23 protein-coding genes are annotated in these 17,304 nt (G+C 61.2%); 13 read left to right on the top strand and 10 right to left on the bottom strand.

The genetic code is table 11. The annotated features are described in order from the left end of the window. Positions 1-11 precede the first annotated feature (11 nt). Complete coding sequence (locus tag C7K55_RS13990) at positions 12-365, top strand: DUF6439 family protein (protein WP_241518121.1); 354 nt, start codon at positions 12-14, stop codon at positions 363-365. Here the strand turns inward: C7K55_RS13990 and C7K55_RS02575 are convergent. Next, complete coding sequence (locus C7K55_RS02575; protein ID WP_241518122.1) at positions 292-774, bottom strand: ATP-binding protein; 483 nt, start codon at positions 772-774, stop codon at positions 292-294. The two genes, C7K55_RS13990 and C7K55_RS02575, sit on opposite strands and share 74 nt — an antisense overlap. 22 nt (positions 775-796) lie before the next feature. Further along, complete coding sequence (locus C7K55_RS02580) at positions 797-1,525, bottom strand: GUN4 domain-containing protein (protein ID WP_106501842.1); 729 nt, start codon at positions 1,523-1,525, stop codon at positions 797-799. Positions 1,526-1,593: 68 nt separating this feature from the next. Here C7K55_RS02580 and mnmH point away from each other — a divergent pair, with 68 nt between their 5' ends. Genes mnmH through C7K55_RS02600 form a run of 4 tightly spaced genes read left to right on the top strand, consistent with a single transcriptional unit; the run spans position 1,594 to position 5,156 of the window. Then, positions 1,594-2,661, top strand: coding sequence for a tRNA 2-selenouridine(34) synthase MnmH (mnmH, locus tag C7K55_RS02585; RefSeq protein ID WP_106501843.1), 1,068 nt, complete (start codon positions 1,594-1,596; stop codon positions 2,659-2,661). Between the two features lie 24 nt (positions 2,662-2,685). Next, positions 2,686-3,057 carry a photosystem II reaction center protein Psb28 gene (gene psb28 / locus C7K55_RS02590; RefSeq protein ID WP_106501844.1) on the top strand — a complete coding sequence of 124 codons (372 nt, stop codon included), beginning with the start codon at positions 2,686-2,688 and terminating at the stop codon, positions 3,055-3,057. Between the two features lie 4 nt (positions 3,058-3,061). Continuing rightward, a complete protein-coding gene (locus C7K55_RS02595) occupies positions 3,062-4,150 on the top strand; it encodes an AI-2E family transporter (protein WP_106501845.1) in 1,089 nt (362 codons plus the stop codon). Positions 4,151-4,154: 4 nt separating this feature from the next. Then, positions 4,155-5,156 carry an AI-2E family transporter gene (locus C7K55_RS02600; RefSeq protein WP_106501846.1) on the top strand — a complete coding sequence of 334 codons (1,002 nt, stop codon included), beginning with the start codon at positions 4,155-4,157 and terminating at the stop codon, positions 5,154-5,156. Positions 5,157-5,440: 284 nt separating this feature from the next. Here C7K55_RS02600 and secF read toward each other — a convergent pair whose 3' ends face one another. The 7 genes from secF to C7K55_RS02645 form a co-directional block, all read right to left on the bottom strand. After that, positions 5,441-6,400, bottom strand: a complete 960-nt coding sequence (gene secF, locus C7K55_RS02610) for a protein translocase subunit SecF (protein ID WP_106501847.1) — start codon at positions 6,398-6,400, stop codon at positions 5,441-5,443. Between the two features lie 4 nt (positions 6,401-6,404). Further along, the gene (gene secD / locus C7K55_RS02615; protein WP_106501848.1) at positions 6,405-7,904 is read right to left on the bottom strand and encodes a protein translocase subunit SecD; all 1,500 of its coding nucleotides are present in this window, start codon (positions 7,902-7,904) and stop codon (positions 6,405-6,407) included. Positions 7,905-7,906: 2 nt separating this feature from the next. Beyond that, positions 7,907-8,890, bottom strand: a complete 984-nt coding sequence (locus tag C7K55_RS02620) for a pyruvate dehydrogenase complex E1 component subunit beta (protein ID WP_106501849.1) — start codon at positions 8,888-8,890, stop codon at positions 7,907-7,909. Between the two features lie 139 nt (positions 8,891-9,029). Further along, positions 9,030-9,365: a DUF3082 domain-containing protein gene (locus C7K55_RS02625; protein WP_106501850.1), complete on the bottom strand. Its 336-nt coding sequence runs from the start codon at positions 9,363-9,365 to the stop codon at positions 9,030-9,032. Beyond that, the gene (ispE, locus tag C7K55_RS02630) at positions 9,362-10,297 is read right to left on the bottom strand and encodes a 4-(cytidine 5'-diphospho)-2-C-methyl-D-erythritol kinase (protein WP_106501851.1); all 936 of its coding nucleotides are present in this window, start codon (positions 10,295-10,297) and stop codon (positions 9,362-9,364) included. Before ispE ends, C7K55_RS02625 begins: the two co-directional genes overlap by 4 nt. Continuing rightward, the gene (rsmA, locus tag C7K55_RS02635; RefSeq protein WP_106501980.1) at positions 10,290-11,129 is read right to left on the bottom strand and encodes a 16S rRNA (adenine(1518)-N(6)/adenine(1519)-N(6))-dimethyltransferase RsmA; all 840 of its coding nucleotides are present in this window, start codon (positions 11,127-11,129) and stop codon (positions 10,290-10,292) included. The genes ispE and rsmA overlap by 8 nt, the downstream gene beginning before the upstream one ends. A 304-nt stretch (positions 11,130-11,433) precedes the next feature. Then, entirely contained in the window at positions 11,434-11,799 is a 366-nt protein-coding gene (locus C7K55_RS02645) for a YraN family protein (protein ID WP_106501852.1), read from the bottom strand. Positions 11,800-11,883: 84 nt separating this feature from the next. On the opposite strand from C7K55_RS02645, the gene C7K55_RS02650 reads away from it, so the two are divergent. The 8 genes from C7K55_RS02650 (at position 11,884) to C7K55_RS02685 (ending at position 17,000) form a co-directional block, all read left to right on the top strand. Continuing rightward, positions 11,884-12,426, top strand: a complete 543-nt coding sequence (locus C7K55_RS02650) for a pentapeptide repeat-containing protein (protein ID WP_106501853.1) — start codon at positions 11,884-11,886, stop codon at positions 12,424-12,426. 9 nt (positions 12,427-12,435) lie between these two features. After that, a complete protein-coding gene (locus tag C7K55_RS02655) occupies positions 12,436-12,852 on the top strand; it encodes a hypothetical protein (RefSeq protein ID WP_106501854.1) in 417 nt (138 codons plus the stop codon). After that, complete coding sequence (locus tag C7K55_RS02660) at positions 12,852-13,511, top strand: TMEM165/GDT1 family protein (RefSeq protein ID WP_106501982.1); 660 nt, start codon at positions 12,852-12,854, stop codon at positions 13,509-13,511. Before C7K55_RS02655 ends, C7K55_RS02660 begins: the two co-directional genes overlap by 1 nt. A gap of 56 nt (positions 13,512-13,567) precedes the next feature. Then, the gene (gene gap / locus C7K55_RS02665; protein ID WP_106501855.1) at positions 13,568-14,569 is read left to right on the top strand and encodes a type I glyceraldehyde-3-phosphate dehydrogenase; all 1,002 of its coding nucleotides are present in this window, start codon (positions 13,568-13,570) and stop codon (positions 14,567-14,569) included. An 86-nt stretch (positions 14,570-14,655) separates the two neighbouring features. After that, entirely contained in the window at positions 14,656-15,033 is a 378-nt protein-coding gene (locus tag C7K55_RS02670; protein WP_106501856.1) for a hypothetical protein, read from the top strand. Continuing rightward, on the top strand, positions 15,030-15,263 hold the full coding sequence (locus tag C7K55_RS02675) for a hypothetical protein (protein WP_106501857.1): 234 nt from the start codon (positions 15,030-15,032) through the stop codon (positions 15,261-15,263). The genes C7K55_RS02670 and C7K55_RS02675 overlap by 4 nt, the downstream gene beginning before the upstream one ends. Before the next feature lie 51 nt (positions 15,264-15,314). Continuing rightward, complete coding sequence (locus tag C7K55_RS02680) at positions 15,315-15,689, top strand: LexA family protein (protein ID WP_241518138.1); 375 nt, start codon at positions 15,315-15,317, stop codon at positions 15,687-15,689. A gap of 6 nt (positions 15,690-15,695) precedes the next feature. After that, entirely contained in the window at positions 15,696-17,000 is a 1,305-nt protein-coding gene (locus C7K55_RS02685) for a Y-family DNA polymerase (RefSeq protein ID WP_106501858.1), read from the top strand. A 27-nt stretch (positions 17,001-17,027) separates the two neighbouring features. On the opposite strand, the gene C7K55_RS02690 is transcribed toward C7K55_RS02685, so the two are convergent. Continuing rightward, on the bottom strand, positions 17,028-17,279 hold the full coding sequence (locus C7K55_RS02690; protein ID WP_106501859.1) for a hypothetical protein: 252 nt from the start codon (positions 17,277-17,279) through the stop codon (positions 17,028-17,030). Positions 17,280-17,304 lie beyond the last annotated feature (25 nt).

The following is a 17,304-nucleotide window of genomic DNA, read 5'->3' on the forward strand; positions in this document are numbered from 1 at the left end:
CAGGCTTCAGGATGGAACCTCGAGCCTGTAGCCGTCCAGTGCAAACCCCGTTGTCCAAGCAAAAACGAAGCTGGCCAGAAGGATCCTTAGAGCTGGCTGTCGCTTTGCAGCGACATCTGGCCATAGGCGACCGGGATTGGCACGCCTTCAAGTCCCAACGCCCCCGGCGCGGCGCTGAGCAGCTTGCCGCAGCCCTGGTGCTGCTGCTTAGGGGCGATGATCCCGGGGCACCTCAAAGCTCAGACGCCCGCCGCCAGGCCATCGAGTTGGTTGAGCATGGGCTCGGCTGGCTCAAGGCTGAGTTGAGCGATCCTGGTTGCCCCAGCCACCGACAGGCACCAGCAACGAAGCTCGCTGCCGACTGACTGCCAGTTGCAACCGGTTGCCACGGTTACTCCAGCGCACGTCGTCGAAGCAGTGATGAATCAAAAACAATCCGCGGCCACCTGCAGCATCTAGCTGCTTAGGCAGGCTGGTGCTGCGAGCCGCTGCGGGCACCCCGGCTCCCTCGTCCTGCACCTGCCACACCAGCCAGTTGGGGGTTTCAATGCGGCGCACTCTCAAGCATTTGGCTGGGTCGCACCCGTTGCCATGGCGGACCGCATTGACCAGTGCTTCTTGCAGGCCAAGCTGCACCTGCCCCTGAAGCTGCAGGCAGCGAATGGGCTCAATCAAAAGTTCCAACAGCGGTGCTAGCTGCAGCGTTGAAGGCGTGATGAAGTCCGACCAGCGCAGGGCCATCGGGCTGAGGTACGCAGGTGCCGTTTTGAACATACGCCGCTGCCTGCACCCTTGCTCAGGGCCTGATCCGCTGTTGCACAGCTGGGTGGTTGAGCAGGGCATCCATCAGCCGCACACCGCGCAGTTGATTTACGAGGGGCATGTGGCCCTCAGGGGCCTCAATGGACCACTGAAAGGAGCCGGGATAGCGCGTCCAGCGGCCTGCATCCTTCCAGGCCAACTTGGGCCAGAGCAGCTCCCAGCGGCCATTACAACTGCGTAGCAACTTGCCCTGCACCGAGAAGCCAAAACGGCCACGTGAATAACAGACCCAGAGCCGATCGAGGCTGTCTAGGTCGGCGGAGGCTATCGGCGGCACCTCGCTGTAGTACACATACCCGCGGCGGATGGCTTCTGGGCCGGCGAGCTCCCGCAGCAAGCTGCTTGTGATTCGATCGGCTTCCTCAAACTGCTGAGCCATCAGAGCCCTTTGCAGGGGCGCGTAGTCCAGGCCACGGGCCGACACGGTGGCAAGCCAGCCGTCGGGGTAGCGGGCCAGAAACTCTTCGCGCAGCTGATCCTGTTCATCGAGCAGGAGCTGAATTAAAAAACCAGCTGCCCAGTCATCTCCGGTGGCATCAACACCGGCCAGATGGTCTGGGATTAGGGGGCGCAAAGCTTGGCTCTGCTGCTGCAGGGTGGCCTGCAGGGCACGCCTTTGACGGGGATTGCCGGCTTGAAAGCGCTCAAGCAGGGCCCCAGGGCTGGTGCCGGTAGTGGCGGTGACCGGAGGTCCGGAAAGCATGGAAATGGAAGCCGAGCCTGAAGCAGTGCCAGCGTGGCCCACTATGTCAGCTGAGATCTTCAATAGTGATGCCGGGCCCTTGCCCTCCCCAAGATGTAAAGGCATTCCTGGCGGCTAAGGGGCCGATCGTGGACGTGCGTAGCCCTGGGGAGTTTGAACAGGGACATGTGCCCGGAGCGGCCAACCTGCCTCTGTTTAGCAACGACGAGCGAGCTCAAGTTGGCACTGTCTACAAGCAAAAGGGACGGCAGCTTGCCGTGCAACTGGGCCTGGAACTGGTTGGCCTGAAGTTGCCATCCCTTGCCCAGGCCCTATTGGAGCTTGCAGAAGCAGACAAGCCCCTGCGCCTGCACTGCTGGCGAGGTGGCATGCGCTCAGGCAGCATGGCCTGGCTGGCTAGCACCCTCGAGCTACCCGTTTTGCTGTTGGAGGGCGGCTACAAGGCCTACCGCCGCTGGGTGTTGGACTGTTTTGAGTCCGCCTGGCCCCTACTTGTGCTAGGTGGTCGCACCGGCACGGGCAAAACCGACCTGTTGCATGCCCTTCGGCAAACAGGGCAGGCGGTCGTTGATCTGGAGGGATTGGCCAATCACCGAGGCAGCAGTTTCGGCGGCTTGGGCCAACCCCCGCAACCGAGCACGGAGCACTACGAGAACCTTCTGGCTGCAAGCCTTACGGCCAGCGCTGGCCAGGCACCGATCTGGCTTGAGGCCGAAAGCGCCCAAGTCGGTCGCTGCCGTATTCCCGCGGGCTTGTGGCGCCAAATGGGTGAGGCGCCGGCTGTTGAGATCCAACGTCCTATGGCGGAGCGGGTTGAGCAACTGGTTGCGGTATACGGCAATCAAGGGGAGGAGTCCTTGCGCCTCGCCACCGAACGCATCGCCCGGCGGCTTGGTCCCCAGCGCACGGCAACAGCTCTGGAGGCGATCGCCTCTCAAGACTGGGCGACTGCCTGCCGGCAGATGCTCTACTACTACGACCGCTGCTACGACAACGAGCTCAGCAGGCGAGCTAAACCCCTGTTGGCCAGCTTCGATTTGGGCGGACTAGACCCCGATGCAGCTGCAGCTGAATTGCTGCAACCAGCTCCCTGGTGGGAGCAGGTCTGTGGGGAGTCAGTTAAGGCGGGCTCCTAGGATTGATTTTTGTCCCCGCTTGCCATGGGCGCCGCCATTCAGTTCTTCCGTGGGGTGGATGAGCCGGTCGTGCCCGACATCCGCCTCACCCGCTCGCGGGACGGCCGTACCGGCCAGGCCCTTTTCGTCTTCGACGAGCCCGATGCCCTTGCTCCCGAAAGCATGGGAGACATTACCGGCATGTTTCTGGTGGATGAGGAAGGCGAGCTGGTGACCCGTGAAGTGAAGGCCCGCTTCGTCAATGGCAAGGCCAGCGCCTTGGAGTGCACCTTCACCTGGAAGAGCACGGAGGATTTCGATCGCTTCATGCGCTTCGCCCAGCGCTACGCCGACAGCCACGACCTGGGCTTCTCGGGTAATAAAGATGATGATCAGCCCGAGCAGGACGAGGCCTGAGCCCTTGAAATTCGGCCAGTGGTTAGGCCTGTTGGGAGTGGTGGCATCCCTGGTGCTGCTTTGGAGCTTGCGTCAGAGCCTGATTTACCTGTTTGCCGCCTTGGTGTTGGCTATGGCCCTTTGCACCCTGGTGGGATCGATCCGGTCCCGGCTCGGGTGCTCCAGGCCGCTGGCTCTCCTACTCAGCTTGGGCACGGTGCTTCTGGTGTTGGCCGTTGCTGCCACCGTGGTGATCCCCCCTTTTGTTGACCAATTCAGCCAGTTGCTCAGCAAGTTGCCGGCAGCAGCCGAAACCCTGCTGGATCTCTTGAGGAATGGTCTATCGCAGGTTTCTCAAATGATTTATGGCAGCGGGGATGGTGACCTCTCCTGGCTGCGAGATGGGCTGGTTGGCAGCGACGCTGGCGGTGCGCCAGGCCTCTCTCCCCGCCTGAGCAGCAGCTTGAGCAGCGGCGCCCTGCGCCTGCTTGGGCTTGCAGGTGGAGTTGGCACCGGCCTGCTTCAGATCCTGTTTGTAGTTGCCGTTGCTTTGATGGTGGCTGTGCAGCCAACTGCCTACTTAGAGGTGGGTGTGCTGCTAGTGCCTTCGTTTTACCGGCGCCGCTTCCGACAGGTTTTGGTGCAATGCGGAGATGCCCTAAGTGCCTGGATGGTGGGGGTATTAATCAGCTCACTTTGCGTCGGCATCTTGGCGGCTATCGGCTTGAGTTTGCTCGGGGTGAAGTTGGTGGCAGCAAACGCCCTGCTTGCAGGCCTGCTGAACATCATTCCCAACATTGGACCAACCCTAAGCACGGTCTTTCCGATGTCCGTTGCCCTACTAGATGCTCCCTGGAAAGCAGCAGCGGTGCTAGCGCTTTATGTCGCTGTTCAAAACCTGGAGAGCTATCTAATTACACCTTCGGTGATGCATCACCAGCTCAAGCTGCTGCCTGGCTTCACCCTCACGGCCCAGCTCCTGTTCACGGTTGTGTTCGGACCGCTGGGGCTGCTGCTGGCCTTGCCGTTAGCCGTTTGCCTGCAGGTGATGGTGCGCGAACTGCTGATTCACGACATCCTGGACCCATGGAAACGTCTGCGCCTGACAGGCTGACGCAATGAACGGCCGCACAGTGCTTGGAGCACTAGCCCTGGTTGTTATCGGGCTGCTCACCTGGGAATTGCGCTGGGTGCTGCTTGTGCTGTTCGGTGCCGTGGTGCTGGCTGTCGCCCTTGACGTTCCGATCACCCTGCTGCGGCGCCTCCTGCCTCTGAACCGCCCAGCCGCCCTAATTGTGGTGCTGGTTTCACTGGTGTTGCTCGGCGGCGTGCTGGGCCAGCTGTTGCTACCTGAGCTGCTGGAGCAGATCAAACAATTGACCACCCTTTTGCCTGTCTTGGCTTTGCGGCTGAGCAGCCTGGCCCGCCAGGTGGATTGGCTGCCTGATCTTGAGCAGCAGTTGATGGCGCTTGGTACATGGGAGCGGCTCCAGCCCCTAGGCGGCCAGCTGCTTGGCCTGGCCGGCGGCGCCGCAAACACCACTATCCAAATGCTGTTGATGGCCTTACTGGCGATTCTGCTGGCCCTGGATCCTCGCAGTCATCAAAAGGTGATTGTTTCCCTTACTCCCAGCTTCTGGCGCCCCCAGATGCAAAAACTGCTGGGTGAATCCCGTCAGGCTCTGGGTGGCTGGCTGGCTGGCATGACCCTGTCTGCCGTGAGCGTGTTTCTGCTCACCTGGGCCGGGCTAGCCCTGTTAGGCGTCCCGCTGGCCCTATTGAGCTCCCTGGTTTGCGGCCTGCTTACCTTCGTGCCCACGATCGGCCCCACCGCTGCCACCTTGTTGCCCCTGGCGGTGGCGTTGCTGGTATCACCAGCAAAAATGCTGCAGGTATTAGTGCTGCGGCTCACTTTGCAGAACGCTGAGGCCTTTTTGCTTACGCCTGTTTTGCTACGGCGTACCGTCAATTTGCTGCCCACCGTCGCACTCACTGCCCAGCTATGCCTGGGAGCTCTGCTTGGGCTGCCAGGAGTGCTACTTGCCTTGCCCTTAGTAGTTGTGCTGCAAGTTCTCTTTGAAGAAGTATTGGTAAAGGAAGTAATGGATCACTGGAATTAATCACTCTTAGTGATTAATTGAAATTGTCAATAAAATTTTTACTATGGCCTTTGGCGGTAGTGATGCAATAGTGATGCAATAGTGATGGCAACAAGAACAGCACTGCGGTAGCCAGGAGATGATTGCGAATCGCTGCCGCTAATGAAGACAAGGTGAAGTGGTCTGCCAGTAGCTGCAGCTCGACTCGCAGATCTAGAAGAGCAAGCAGAGCGAGCAAGATAGGCACAATGGAGCCTCTCAGGCTGCTGCGGCGGCCCGTCCTTGCAACATGAGCAGGGGAATGATTAGCGACGGGACAATACCGGTAACAGGGTGGGGGCAATGGCGATGCTCGACCAGCTACCGACAACGATTCCAAAACTCATCGCCACGGCGAACCACACGAGGGTGCTGCCGCCAAAAAAGATCAGTGCTAGGAGGGGAAGGAGCGCAGTAAAACTGATGTAAATCGATCTCGTCAAAGTGGCAGATACGGCTTCATCTGCCTGATCAGCTAGAGAAAGATCCTTGAGTTGCAAACGCTTTTCTCGAATGCGGTCGAAAATAACAACAGTGTCGTTCACGGAGTAGCCAGCAATAGTGAGCAACGCCACGGCAAATAGGCTATTCACTTCAAGTCCGATCAGGAGGCCCAACCAGGCGAACAAACCACAGGTGAGCAACACATCGTGAGCGAGACAGATTAAAGCGAGCATGGCATTGATCCGGTCGTAACGAAAACTGATATAGACAGCGATTCCAACAATGCTCATCAACAGCGAGAGCAGACTGGCCCTTAGTAGCTGACTACCCAGTGTCGGGCCGATGGTGTCAACCGACAAACTCCCAGTGAGCTGCTCACCAAGAAGAGGTTCAAGCGTCCCTATCACCTGATCCACTTGCTCAGGGCTGAGGCTAGGCAAGCGCATCACTACCGAGCGTCCTTCATCCAGCAACTGAATGGAGCTCCCCATCAGATTCGGAGCAGGGCTTGCGTCATCTGAAGCCAAACGAATTGTCTGAACCCGGTCCTCCAAGGCGGAAATAGTGAGATCTCCGCAGGCGTTGCCGCAGTTGCGATCCAGTTGAATCTGGGTGCCTCCGGTGAAATCTAGGCCTGGGCGCAAGGGGGCTGCGATCTCTGGGTTCTGCCACGAGAGAATCAAGCCAATCAGACTCACAACAACCGCCAGCCCTGAAATCAGCCATAACTGGCGGCGATGGCGATTAACCCGAACGCTCAGCAAAGGTTTGAGAAGGTACATCAGCTCAGGAAACGGCAGAGGGCAACTCAGCACGTGGCAGGAAATAGGTGGTGCGTCGCAGCGTCGGGTAGCTCATCAACAGGCGTAGCAGCACGCGTGTACATGTGAGAGCACTAAAGAGGCTTAACACAACACCAATGCCAAGGGTCACCGCAAAACCCTTGACCAGCCCGGTGCCGAGCGCAAACAGGGCGACACAACTGATCAAGGTGGTGAGCTGGCCATCAAGTATCGAGGAGAACGCCAGGGAAAAACCCGTGTCGATCGAGCGAATAAGGGTGTTGCCCTCCCGCAGCTCCTCCTTGATGCGCTCAAAGATCAAAACGTTGGCATCAACCGCCATTCCCAGCGAGAGGATAAAACCAGCGATACCTGGCAGGCTGAGAGTGACAGGTATCAAGCTGTAGATGGCCAGGTTGAAGAGGGCATAGAGGCTCAGGGAGACCACCGACACCAAGCCCGCAAGCCGGTAAGTCACCACCATGAACAAGGCCACCAGGGCCAGGCCGGAGAGGGCAGCGATCAGGCTGGATCGCACATTCTCGGCCCCGAGAGATGGGCCAACGGTGCGCACCTCAATCACCTTCACGGGCAGGGGCAGGGATCCACCCCGCAGCTGAACCTCAAGCTCACGAGACTCCTCTGAGCTGAAATTACCGGTGATGCTGGCGGATCCGCCAGCGATGCCAGCTACCTTGAATTCTGGCCCAACGCTCGCCTCGCTGATGGAGCGGCCGTCTAGAACGATGCCCAGCAGGCGGCCCGTGCCAGCGATCGATTTGGTCAACGCAGCAAACTTCTCACCACCCTCTCGGTTGAAGGAGAGGGTCACATCCCAACCAGTACCTGTTTGTTGTTGCTGGCGGCCTGCTGTAGTGAGATCCTTACCAGTGAGGTTTGTGGGTTCAAAGAGCGCAACGATCTTGCCATTGACATTGCTCAGGAGTAAGTCGAGTTGGTCGCTTTCGCTGCTGCCGCGGGGCACAGAGATCCCGAGCTTCTGGAGGGCCTCGGCCAACTCCTCGGCTTTGAGTTGAACCTCGGGAGGAGGGGCTTGACCATCGGCCAGCGCGGCCGCGCGACCCTTGGTCTGGTTGAGCACGGACTGAGCCTGGCGCTTCAGTTGCAGCAGACCCTGCATCTCCCGCTCGGTGCCGGGCTGCTGAGCCCGGAATTCCAGCAAGGCTGTGGTGCCGAGCACCTTCGCGGCCCGGCTTGGATCTTGTTCGCCAGGAAGCTGGAGAACCAGTTGATCATTTCCCACGGTTTGGAGTGTTGACTCGGCGACACCCAAGCCATTAATCCGGCGCTCTAATACCTCCTTCACCGCCTCCAGTTGTTCTTTCTGAACTGTCTTGACAGCACCGGCCGGAAGCACCTGCAGGGTGAGCTGGCTGCCGCCACGAAGATCCAGACCCAGCTGCAAAGGAAAGTTGAAGAGCAAGGCCCCGGCCGCAATTGCCAAGGCAAGGATCAGGGCAAACCACCCCTGTTGACGAGCCATATCTAGATCTTTCCGGCGACGAGCTGCTGGGCCGCATCAACAATCTGATGGGGCTGAATGATGGTCAGGTTTTCCAGGGCACCGTTGTAGGGAGTGGGGATGTCCTGAGAAGACAACCGAATCGGCCGGGCATCAAGCTCATCAAAACAATATTCCGTAATTAAGGCGAGCAATTCAGCCCCGATGCCGCCTGTCTTCATACATTCCTCCACCACAATCACCTTGTGGGTTTTGCGGATCGAGGCGGATATGGTCTCCATATCAAAGGGCTTAAGGCTGATTAGATCGATCAGCTCCACGCTCACCCCAGCCTGCTCCAACTGCTCGACAGCCTTGAGACAGTGATGACGCATGCGTGAGTAGGTGAGAATCGTGACATCCGATCCAGCCTTCACAACCTCGGCCTGGTCAAGGGCACAGATGTAATCACCTTCTGGAATATCTTCCGAAAGGTTGTACAGCAGCACGTGCTCGAAAAAGAGCACGGGGTTGTTGTCGCGGATCGCTGCCTTCATCAGGCCTTTGGCATTGGTGGGAGTGCTTACCGCCACAATTTTGATACCGGGTACGGCGTGGAAATAGGCCTCAAGTCGCTGGCTGTGCTCAGCGCCCAGCTGGCGACCAACCCCGCCAGGCCCCCGCACGACAGTGGGAATGGTGTAATTGCCGCCGCTGGTGTAACGCAGCATCCCCATGTTGTTGGAGATTTGGTTGAAGGCAAGCAGCAGGAAGCCCATATTCATGCCTTCGACGATTGGGCGCAGCCCCGTCATCGCCGCACCAACCGCCATACCAGCAAAGGAGTTTTCGGCGATCGGGGTGTCGAGCACCCGCAGCTCACCATATTTCTCGTAGAGATCCTTGGTGACCTTGTAAGAGCCGCCGTATTGGCCGACGTCCTCACCCATCACGCAGACGTAAGGATCTCTGGCCATCTCCTCGTCGATGGCTTCCCGAAGGGCATTGAACAGCAGCGTCTCTGCCACGTCTGGGCTTGCACCATTTAGCTGCCAACCTATCTCAGCCGCCGGCGGCGAAGGTTGAGAGCAGCAACACCGAAAGCAGCATGCCGGGGAGCAGCAGCGTTACCAGCAAACCCAGATCGTGGGGAGTCATGGGGTGAAGTTAGGGCTTTTCGGCCGCCTCGGCAGGGGCCGATCCGGAACCGGACACCAAGCTGCGCAAGAACACCAACGCCAGACCAATGCCAATGAAGGCAAAGCTGAAGGTGGCAAGAAACGACATGCCAACAATCAGCGTTTTGAGGGCCGTGGCGATGCTCTGGGCAATTGCCGAGCCGTAGCTGGGTGGATGCAGTGCGTAGTACGCCACCAATTTCTGGCTCAGACCCAAGGCAAGCCAGGCCAGCAAACCAGCCGTGAGCGAGCCAGAGAGGAAACTCAGCGGCCCTTTACGGGGCACTTGATCACTGGGCTTGATGGGGGATTCGGGTTTTGTCACGGAAGCAGGCTGGCACCTCGATCGCTGAAGCCACAACACCAAGACTCAAAGCCGTACAGCTCAAATCGTTCGGCTAGGTCTGCATGGGCGGTGCGAGCTTGGTCCAGGTTGGAGAACAGGGCGAAAAGACTTGGGCCAGAACCACTCATGGCAACTGCCAAGTGTTGCTCGGTCTGGCGCAGCAATGCCAGGCCCTGGCGCACGGTTTCCACCTCTGGTTCCACCACGGCCTGCAGGTCGTTGCGCAGTGGTGGCCAGCTCCCATTCCCCGCGATGGCCCCTAGCAAGGGCGCCTGGCGTAGGGCCTGACGGCGCTGCTCAAAGTCGGCTTCAGCCTCGAGATAGAAATCGCCGCGCAGCTCCTTGCAGCGTCCGTAGGCCCAGGGCGTGCTGACACTCACCCCCGGGTGCTTGAGCAGCAGTAGCGCAGGAGGCTCGGTTGAATTGAAGGCCAAGGCTTCCAACAGCTCACCGCGGCCAAAGCAGAGCTGGGTGCCGCCATCAAGGCAGAACGGCATGTCCGAACCAAGCTCAGCCGCCATGCTGTGCAGCTCCTGACTCTTAAAGCCCAGTCCCCATAGCTCGTTGAGACCAATCAGCGCCGCCGCTCCATTACTGGAGCCGCCCGCAAGGCCAGCGCCGATCGGGATGCGCTTCTCGAGCACGATCTGGGCCCCAAGCTCGGTAAAACCTGAGCGGGCACGCAACATCTCACCTGCCTTGACGACCAAATTGCTGCTGTCAGTGGGCAGCTCGGCCCGATCGCACTGGAGGCTGATTTGGCCATCCGCCGTGGGCCGCAACCGCAGGCTGTCGGCCAGATCGATCGACTGCATCACCATCGCCAGCTCGTGGAAGCCATCGGGGCGCAGGCCCAGCACCTCCAAGTGCAAATTGATCTTGGCGGGGGCACGCACGCATAGATCAGCCATGGGTAGGGGCGGCAGCGGGCGCAGCAATGACCTGATTCAAGCTGCCCGCCAACGCCACCCAGGCTGCTGGCGCGATCTCCTGGGGCCGCTGCTGCAGGCCGATGCCCGCTGCTTCTGCCAACCCAGCAAGTTCAGCTTCTGGCAGCAGGCCTGACAGGGTATTACGCACCATTTTGCGGCGAGCAGCAAAGCAGCGCTTCAAAAGCATCTCCACCGTGCGGGCTAGTTGGGGTGCCAATTGCTGCTCCACTGGCAGCGGCTCCAGCAGGATCACCTCCGAGTGAACTTGGGGCGGCGGCTGAAAACAGCGCGGCGGCACGGCACAAACGGATCGGCAGCTGGCCAGCAGCTGCATACGCACGCTCAGAGCTGAAAAGGCGCTGGCGCCAGGCTCACTGCGGATCCTTTCCCCTACCTCCCGCTGCACCAGCAGCACTAGACGATCGTAGGGGTGGGCCACCGGTCGATCGAGCCGTCCCACCAGCCGCTCTAGTAGGGGGCCAGTGATGTTGTAGGGAATATTTGCCACAACCTTGTTGGCGGCAGGTAGCTCCACTGTCAGCACATCCCCCGAGGTGAGCTGAAAGCGCGGCTGGTCGCCAAAGCGCTCTTGCAGGCCCAGCACCAGATCGCGGTCAAGCTCCACTGCAGCCACTGCTGCCGCCGATGTAGCAAGCAGGCGCTCGCTGAGAGCTCCCCGGCCCGGCCCCACCTCCAACACCCGATCGCTGGCTTCAAGCTCTGCGGCCGCCACGATGCGTGAGAGCACCCCCTGATCAATCAACCAGTGCTGGCCGAAGCGCTTGCGGGCGCGGTGGGCAGTAAATGTCATCTTGAATTCGTCAGGTATCCACAATGGCTGTTGCCCCAGATCCAGGCATTCATCCGCAGGCATTAATTTGCGCTGCGGCCATAGTTGCCGCACTGCCGTTCCTGACCCTCCCAGCTCAGGCAGGCAGCGTCACCGCATCCTCGATCTGGGATAAAAGCAACGCTATTGAACGGGCTAGGCAGCAGCTTCCCGCTGGTGCGGTTGTTACCGCTGAGCGCTGCCAGGAGACGGAGGTAGGGATGGGCAACTATCGCTACCTATGCACTGTCGAGTTCAGCCAGCCAGCGCCGGCGGCTACTACCGATCAGTAATCGGCCCGGATCCAGCGGACTGGACCAGGCGCCGGTGCCAGGGGCACCAAGGCAAAGACCAGCTCCACCGAGCTCTCCGCCCAAACCGGATGCTCCTCCAGCCAGCAGTGCCAGGCTCGCCCCAACCGCTGACGCTTGCCGCGGCGCAGGGCGCCGGCACCCCAATTATCTGGCCCGCAATTGCTGCGACCTTTCACTTCCACCAGCAACAGGCGGCCCCCTTTCTCCAGCACCAGATCCAGCTCTCCCCAGCGACATGCCCACTGGCGTGAAAGCAACCGCCAACCCCTGCCGAGCAGTAGGCGCAGCACCCGCTGCTCGGCCCAGTCGCCCTGGCGGCGTGCAGTGGTGCGAGCCATAGGCCTGTAGCAGCAGCTCCCAGGGTTCCCACGCAGTGCGCTGCTAGGTGCTCTGCCTAGGCTTGAGATACCCACCCAGCCGTTATGTTGCCTCTTTTATCTTCCGGTCGATCCCGTTCCGGTCGTTCTCCGGGCAGCCTGGCCGGCGGAGTGCTGGCGCTGTTGTTCGCCCTGGTCAGTGCCATCGGCTTGGCCTTGGTGTCCCCCCTACCCGCCCAGGCGGCCATGGATGTGGCCAAACAGGTGCTAATAGGCGCTGATTTTCATGACCAGGATCTTCGGGGTGCCACCTTCAACCTCACAAATCTGCGGGATGCCACCTTTGCCGGCTCCGACCTGCAGGGGGCCAGCCTGTTTGGCGCCAAGCTTCAGGACGCTGACTTAAGCAACACCAACCTGAAGGAGGCAACGCTCGATTCGGCGATCTTCGATGGCACCAACCTCACCAATGCAGTGCTGGAAGACGCCTTTGCCTTCAACACCAAATTCACAAATGTGGTAATCGAGGGGGCAGATTTCACCAATGTGCCTTTGCGGGGTGATGCGCTCAAAACCCTTTGTGGGCTTGCCAGTGGCACCAACCCGGTGACCGGCCGCGACACCCGCGCCAGCCTGGGCTGCAGCTGAGCTGAATCGATGAGCTTCGACGCCCGTAGCCGCGAACGCCTTCAAGCCCTAGGCCGCAGCCTGCCCCAACCCCTACCCAAGCCTGAGCAGCCTCAGCAAAGCCAAACCAAGGCCAGCGATAGACGCCACAAGGTGGAGCTGGAGCAAAACCCGGAGGCCCTGTTCAGGGAGCTGATGCAGGTCAGCCCCGATGGCACGGTGCCGCCCCACTTGATGGAGCGGCTGCGCGAGCTGGAGAGTCGCCGCCAAAGCGCTACCCCTGCGCCGGCGCCAAGCATTGCCGCCAGCCCCACCAAGCTCCGTGGTCGCAACACCGCTGGGCGGGCCGATCGGCGCACCGCAGCTGAATTTGGCGATCTATACACCGCCTTTCAGCAATTGCTGCTGGAGGACGAGGAGGACATCCCCTCGGCTATTGATAAGTGATGGCTCCACCCCTTTCCAGCGATCCCAGCCTGGCTGCCTTCGGCTCCAGCCTCACCGCCATCACCCTGGCCGAGCTGGGCGACAAAACCTTTTTCATGGCGCTGATCCTGGCGGTGCGCCACCGCGCCCGCTGGGTATTTATTGGCTCATTTGCCGCCCTAACCGCGGTCACCCTGATCTCCCTGGCCCTTGGATACGGCCTGCGGGAGCTGCTACCCCAAAGCCTGGTGCCCTGGCTGGCCGCCGTGCTCTTCCTCAGCTTTGGCATCAAGCTGCTGATCGATGCCCAGGGCATGGCTGCCAATGCGGCTACCGAGGAGAAGGAGGAGGCTGAGCAGGCGATCAATACGGCGGAAAGCAGCAAGGCCTTCAACACGGCCTGGGCCGTGATCTGGGAGGCCTTCGTGCTGGTGTTTATCGCTGAGCTAGGCGACCGAACCCAGTTCACCACGATTTTTATGGCCACTGCGCCGGCCCAGGTATTCAGCTTTGGCGGCCTGCTTGCCGGCACCCTGTTAGGTCATGCCCTGATCACCTGGCTTGCCGTAGGCGCCGGCAAGTGGATTGGTCAATGGGTGAATGAGCGCCTGCTCTATCGCCTCAGTGGCGGCCTGTTTCTGGTGTTTGGTCTGGCGGCCTTGAGCCAGGCCCTGAGCTGATCCATTCCCCGTATGGTGCCCCCATACTTTCGCCACAGGGTTTAGGGAGCTCCACCATGACCATTCGCATCGGCATTAACGGTTTTGGCCGCATCGGCCGCCTTGCCTTCCGCCGTGCCATGACCCTGGCGGACGTGGAGATCGTCGGTATTAACGACCTGATCGAGGTCGACTACCTGGCCTACATGCTCCGTTACGACTCCACCCATGGCCGCTTCCAGGGTGAGGTGGCCGTCGAAAACGGACAGCTGGTGGTGAATGGCCAGGTGATCCGTATCAGCGCCGAGCGAGATCCAAACAACCTCAAGTGGGGCGAGGTAGGCGCCGACTACGTGCTCGAAAGCACAGGCTTTTTCCTCACCGACGACTCCGCCCGCGCCCACATCAAAGCCGGCGCCAAGCGTGTGGTGATGAGCGCTCCCTCCAAGGACGCCACACCAATGTTCGTGATGGGCGTGAACCACAGCAGCTACGCGGGCCAGGACGTGGTTTCCAATGCCAGCTGCACCACCAATTGCCTGGCACCTGTCGCCAAGGTGCTCCACGACAACTTCGGCATCGTCAATGGCTTGATGACCACGGTGCATGCCACCACCTCCACTCAGAAAACCGTGGATTGTCCTTCGGGGAAGGACTGGCGTGGTGGCCGCGGCGCGGCCCAAAACATCATCCCCAGCTCCACCGGTGCCGCTAAGGCGGTTGGCCGGGTAATCCCCGAGCTCAACGGCAAGCTCACCGGCATGGCCTTCCGCGTTCCCACCCCCGATGTGTCGGTGGTGGACCTCACCGTGAACCTGGCCAAACCAGCCAGCTACGACCACATCAAGGCCGCCATGAAGGCCGCCAGCGAAAGCTCCATGGCCGGAATTCTTGGCTACACCGAAGACGAGGTTGTGAGCACCGACTTTCTGGGTGAGAGCTGCACCTCGGTTTTTGATGCCGGCGCCGGCATCGCCCTCACCGACACCTTCGTGAAGGTTGTGGCTTGGTACGACAACGAGTGGGGCTACAGCTGCAAGTGCCTCGATCTGATGCGCCATATGGCCAACGCGGGATAGGGCCGGGGCTGATCCGGGAGCTGCCCCACCGCGGCTGACCGTGGGACAGGCCGGGCACTGGAGAAGGGTCCTGCCCTTTTCCTCCCATGGCCTGTGCCGCCGTGATCTCCCTGCTCGAACCCTGCCAATCCCGCCAGGGCCACTGGCTGCTGCCAGACGCCGGCTTCCCCCAGCAGCTCGCCAGCTTGCTTGGCTCGCCCCTGCGCAGCAGCGGCAGGCCGCCCAGCAGCTGGCAGGAGCTGCATGCTGTTTTCTTACCCCTGGCGCCGCTGCCAGCACCGGAAACCCTGACCCCAACACCTGCTGCTACCTACCGCTACCTGATCTGCCTGGACCGCCGCGGTGGCCGCCTGTCCTGCTGGCGGCGCTATCCGGAAGGGCTGGGCTGGCAACGCCGTTGTGGTCCGATGCCGCTGGCACTGTTCATTCGTCGCTTCAACCAGCGCCTAACCTCCACCCCATGACCGGCAATCTTCAGGCGATCGGCTTTCTATTCAGCTGGGTGCTCGGCTGGGGCATCGGCGGCTCCCTGATCGATGCGGGACTAATCCAGGCCGGCGTCTATTCCCTCGAGACCGGCCAGCTCGGCACCCTCACCACCTTTGTGTTGTGGACCTTGCTGTGGGGCGCAGCTGGCGCCTGGCTCTACCGCCGCTTCACCACCACTACGCCCGAGTCCGGCTCGCCGGACTAAAACAGCGCGGCAGTACGCCTGAACTAGTATGGGTTGACCCGCGGCGCGCGCCTGGCTCACCCAGCCCATCCAGTCTTTCCGCCATTGCCGGGAAGCGCCAGTCTCGATGCCCAGTTGATCCGTTGCCGCGCCAGCACGGTGTTGCTGCGGGTGAGTGGTGAATCGATGCAGGCAGCCGGAATCGACCACGGCGACCTGCTGATCGTCGATCGAGGCCTGGAGCCCCGCCCCGGCCAGATCGTGGTGGCCTGCCTGGACGGCTGCTTCACCCTTAAACGGCTAGTAGCCCACCAAGGCCGGCTACGGCTAGAGGCAGCCCACCCGGCCTACCCGCCCCTAGAGCTGGATTGCTTTGATGGCGCTCGCATCTGGGCGGTGGCCCTGCACGCGGTCCGCACGCTGGAACCTGGCTGGGGTGTGCCGTAAAGCGCCATGACCTGCGAACCCTGGAGCCGCCGCCGCCAGGCAATCGTGCTGATCGATGGCAACAACTTCTACGCCTCCTGCGAAGCGGTGCTGGATCCCGCCGTGCTGGGGCGGCCGTTGGTGGTGCTCTCCAATAACGACGGTTGCATCGTGTCGCGCAGCGCCGAGGCCCGAGCCCTCGGCATCCGCATGGGCCAGCCCTACTTTCAGGTGCGGCGCGAGCTGGAGCGCCAGGGCGTGGTGGTGCGCAGCTCCAACTACGCCCTATACGCCGATATGAGCCAGCGGCTGATGGCCACCCTGGAGCCCTGGGTGGAAGCGCTGGAGATCTATTCGATCGATGAAGCTTTCGGCCAGCTAAGCCGGCCCGCCGACCAGCGCAGCCTGCACGATTGGGGCCGGCAGCTGCGTCACCACGTGCTCTGCCAGCTCGGCCTGCCGGTGGCGGTAGGCATCGGCTCCAGCAAGGTGCTGGCCAAGCTCGCCAACCGACTTGCCAAGACGACGGCCAGCGCCACGGGTGTCTTCGACCTCGGCAGCATGGATGACCCCGATCCCCACCTAGCAGCGGTCGCCATCGAGGATGTATGGGGTATGGGCCGCCAGCTCTCCCGCTGGTGCCGCCTGCGCGGTGTCGCCGATGCCAAGGCTCTGCGCGACATGCCCAGTGGCGAACTGCGCCGCCGCTGCGGCGTGGTGGGACTGCGCCTGCAGCAGGAGTTGCGGGGTATGGCCTGCCTACCGCTAGAGACCCTGCCGGCCGCCAAGCGGGAAACCTGCGTGAGTCGCAGCTTTAGCCAGCCGATCACCAGCCAGAGCGAACTGAGGGAGGCGGTTGCTACCTACCTGAGCCGGGCAGCGGAGAAATTGCGGCGGCAACAGCAACGGGCTGGTGCCATCACGGTGTTCGTGCGCAGCAACCCCTTTAACGGCACCAGTTTTTACAGCAACAGCGCCACGGTGAGCCTGCCGCTAGCCAGCAATGACACCGCCGTACTGCTGCAGGCAGCCCTACCCCTGGTGGCAGTGCTGTTCAGCCCCCACAAGCCCCTGCACAAAGCAGGCGTACTGATGCAGCAACTGCAGGGAGAGGAGACCCTCCAGCACAACTTGCTGCTGCCACTGCCCTTGGAGCAACAACACCGTCGCACAGCCCTAATGGCCACCATCGACCAGCTCAACCGCCACTACGGCAGCGGCACCGTGCAATGGGCAGCCGCGGGACTGCAGACCCCTTGGCGAATGCGGCGCTCACGACTATCTGGAGCGGCCACTACCCGCCTAGACGCCATCCCGGTAGTGCGGGCCTGATCACTGCCGACCTGATCACTGCGGGCCTCATGACAATGGCAACAAGGCGGCTTCGATCATGGCGGCAGTAACGGTGATCGTCTCCTGTTCATCGGCATTGTCGAGGTAGGCCTCAAACGAGGCATAGCGCCGAATGCAGGGAGGAGCGCTGGCAGCGGCGCAGGCCTCAGCCCAGCTGATGTCTTCAGGCTGCACGGAGAGGTAGGCGGTGAGAGCTTCCTCAAGATCGCTGCCATCGCCGATGGCTTCACCGTCCCAGAACACCTCGAAAAACCCCATGGAACCAGGGTGGAATCAGCAGATA

Source organism: Cyanobium usitatum str. Tous (genome assembly GCF_003011885.1).
Classification (GTDB): Bacteria; Cyanobacteriota; Cyanobacteriia; order PCC-6307; family Cyanobiaceae; genus Cyanobium_A; species Cyanobium_A usitatum.

Coding starts and splice junctions, on each gene's coding strand:
- C7K55_RS13990 (WP_241518121.1), top strand. CDS start 12: ATGGAACCTCGAGCCTGTAGCCGTCCAGTGCAAACCCCGTTGTCCAAG.
- C7K55_RS02575 (WP_241518122.1), bottom strand. CDS start 774: ATGTTCAAAACGGCACCTGCGTACCTCAGCCCGATGGCCCTGCGCTGG.
- C7K55_RS02580 (WP_106501842.1), bottom strand. CDS start 1,525: ATGCTTTCCGGACCTCCGGTCACCGCCACTACCGGCACCAGCCCTGGG.
- mnmH (WP_106501843.1), top strand. CDS start 1,594: ATGCCGGGCCCTTGCCCTCCCCAAGATGTAAAGGCATTCCTGGCGGCT.
- psb28 (WP_106501844.1), top strand. CDS start 2,686: ATGGGCGCCGCCATTCAGTTCTTCCGTGGGGTGGATGAGCCGGTCGTG.
- C7K55_RS02600 (WP_106501846.1), top strand. CDS start 4,155: ATGAACGGCCGCACAGTGCTTGGAGCACTAGCCCTGGTTGTTATCGGG.
- secF (WP_106501847.1), bottom strand. CDS start 6,400: ATGTACCTTCTCAAACCTTTGCTGAGCGTTCGGGTTAATCGCCATCGC.
- secD (WP_106501848.1), bottom strand. CDS start 7,904: ATGGCTCGTCAACAGGGGTGGTTTGCCCTGATCCTTGCCTTGGCAATT.
- ispE (WP_106501851.1), bottom strand. CDS start 10,297: ATGGCTGATCTATGCGTGCGTGCCCCCGCCAAGATCAATTTGCACTTG.
- rsmA (WP_106501980.1), bottom strand. CDS start 11,129: ATGACATTTACTGCCCACCGCGCCCGCAAGCGCTTCGGCCAGCACTGG.
- C7K55_RS02645 (WP_106501852.1), bottom strand. CDS start 11,799: ATGGCTCGCACCACTGCACGCCGCCAGGGCGACTGGGCCGAGCAGCGG.
- C7K55_RS02650 (WP_106501853.1), top strand. CDS start 11,884: ATGTTGCCTCTTTTATCTTCCGGTCGATCCCGTTCCGGTCGTTCTCCG.
- C7K55_RS02655 (WP_106501854.1), top strand. CDS start 12,436: ATGAGCTTCGACGCCCGTAGCCGCGAACGCCTTCAAGCCCTAGGCCGC.
- C7K55_RS02660 (WP_106501982.1), top strand. CDS start 12,852: ATGGCTCCACCCCTTTCCAGCGATCCCAGCCTGGCTGCCTTCGGCTCC.
- gap (WP_106501855.1), top strand. CDS start 13,568: ATGACCATTCGCATCGGCATTAACGGTTTTGGCCGCATCGGCCGCCTT.
- C7K55_RS02670 (WP_106501856.1), top strand. CDS start 14,656: ATGGCCTGTGCCGCCGTGATCTCCCTGCTCGAACCCTGCCAATCCCGC.
- C7K55_RS02675 (WP_106501857.1), top strand. CDS start 15,030: ATGACCGGCAATCTTCAGGCGATCGGCTTTCTATTCAGCTGGGTGCTC.
- C7K55_RS02685 (WP_106501858.1), top strand. CDS start 15,696: ATGACCTGCGAACCCTGGAGCCGCCGCCGCCAGGCAATCGTGCTGATC.
- C7K55_RS02690 (WP_106501859.1), bottom strand. CDS start 17,279: ATGGGGTTTTTCGAGGTGTTCTGGGACGGTGAAGCCATCGGCGATGGC.